This window comes from Sphingomonas abaci (assembly GCF_014199625.1).
Taxonomy (GTDB): domain Bacteria; phylum Pseudomonadota; class Alphaproteobacteria; order Sphingomonadales; family Sphingomonadaceae; genus Sphingomonas; species Sphingomonas abaci.
The window spans coordinates 1-1,458 of the sequence record NZ_JACHNY010000039.1 but is presented as its reverse complement, the minus strand read 5'-3'; the positions used below and the strand labels follow the sequence as shown (position 1 = coordinate 1,458).

Sequence of the window (1,458 nt, the reverse complement as noted above, 5' to 3'; positions counted from 1 at the left end):
AGGGTGCCGGCACCGAACCGGCGCAGCGCCCGCACCGACCCGCGCGCGGTCGAGTAGCGCCCCCGGAACTCGGGCATGGGATCGACGCCGGTCATCGCCTCGACCGCGCCGGCCGCGAACGTCGAGCAGTCGTGTCGCCCCCAGGCGAACGGACGCGCGCGGAGAGGTTCGAGATACGCGGCAAGCCGCGCCTCCCAATCGGGATAGCGATGCATGGGGCCTTACCTTTTCCGCGAAGCGCCGTTGGCGATGGCGATCGCGAGTGCCGCCGACGTGTCGCCCGGATCGTAGCTTTGCTGGTCGAGATAGGTCCGGTTGGACGCCTGCCCGAAAAAGGCGAGGTACGACTCGACGGACAGGTTGATAACCTGCCCCTGCCGGTCGCCGGTGATCTTCGGCACCGACATATAGCCGGTGTAATAGGCCCATAGCGATCCGATGCGGGTCATGCTCTGCGGGTCGAGCATCGCCCGCCAAAGCCGGCAGTCGCGACCCGCCCAGTTCGTCCGGTCGCCGATCTGGGTCATCAACTCGTCGTCTACGCCGGCCAGGCCGGATAGCTGCAGCGTCAGCGTGTCGGTGCCGCCTTCCTTGGCCTTGATCGGACCGACGGACACGACGCGCGGGTCTACCGCCGTGAACGTGAAGCCGTCGAGGTCCTCGTCGCCAGTCCCTGCGAAGGTGACGCTATAGGGCGCGTTGGTGACCCGGATCGGCTCGCCCTTAAGGTCGAGCCACGCGAACGTCACCGGCCGGCGCACATCGGCCGCGAGCGCGGCCTGGGCGGCGGTGTCGGGGCGCGTGTCCATCAGAACGCTTCCTCACAGTCGAAGCTGACCGCGTAATTCTGCCCGATGCCGACCTTCCACCCGTTCTTAGGGTCCGACATCGACATGACGGCATAGGGCCGGGCCACCTCCACCGCCGCGCCGTCGGCGGGCTTGAAGCGGATGTACGGCTTGAAGGTCAGCACCGCCTCGCCGTTCGCGTCGGCGACGACCGGGGCTTGAAGCATCAGCAACTGGTCGTTGATCGTGACCATCTGCCCGCGCTTCAGCTTCTGCCCGGCCGCGCCCCAGCCCTTGGTGACCAGGCTCTTGCCCGACTGGCCCGCACCCTTCACCGACACCGCGACGCCTGTGATCTGGGCACGCTCGCAGGCCACCACCCGAAAGCTGTTCGCGATGCCGTCGCAGTCGACCACGAACGCGCGCCAGTCGAGCACTCGGGCCTCGCCGATGATCGGCGGCAGCGTGACCTTGGCGTACCAGCGCGGGGCGGCGGTGAGCAGCGTCACGCGGCGCTTGCCGGTGAACTCGGCCCGGTTCGCCTGCCCAGGCTGGTCGATGTCCCAGTCGATGTTCGCCGCGACCGGCGATGCGGGCATGGTGATGAGCATCAGAGCGGCGCTCCGGGCAAGTCGGGGCGGTTGAGGCGGCGAACGGTGCGCGACTCCGC

The 1,458-nt window shown here is 68.6% G+C and carries 3 protein-coding genes; all 3 read right to left on the bottom strand.

Translation table 11 applies throughout. The features are described from left to right. A partial coding sequence (locus GGQ96_RS21085) for a DUF6950 family protein (RefSeq protein ID WP_425506724.1) occupies positions 1-215 on the bottom strand: 215 nt, incomplete at its 3' end. A 6-nt stretch (positions 216-221) separates the two neighbouring features. Then, positions 222-809: a hypothetical protein gene (locus GGQ96_RS21080; protein WP_184117194.1), complete on the bottom strand. Its 588-nt coding sequence runs from the start codon at positions 807-809 to the stop codon at positions 222-224. Next, a complete protein-coding gene (locus tag GGQ96_RS21075; RefSeq protein ID WP_184117193.1) occupies positions 809-1,399 on the bottom strand; it encodes a hypothetical protein in 591 nt (196 codons plus the stop codon). The genes GGQ96_RS21080 and GGQ96_RS21075 overlap by 1 nt, the downstream gene beginning before the upstream one ends. Positions 1,400-1,458: the final 59 nt, after the last annotated feature.

What these genes read in the sequence shown, in the direction of transcription:
- GGQ96_RS21080 (WP_184117194.1), bottom strand. Translation starts at nt 809, where the DNA reads ATGGACACGCGCCCCGACACCGCCGCCCAGGCCGCGCTCGCGGCCGAT.
- GGQ96_RS21075 (WP_184117193.1), bottom strand. Translation starts at nt 1,399, where the DNA reads ATGCTCATCACCATGCCCGCATCGCCGGTCGCGGCGAACATCGACTGG.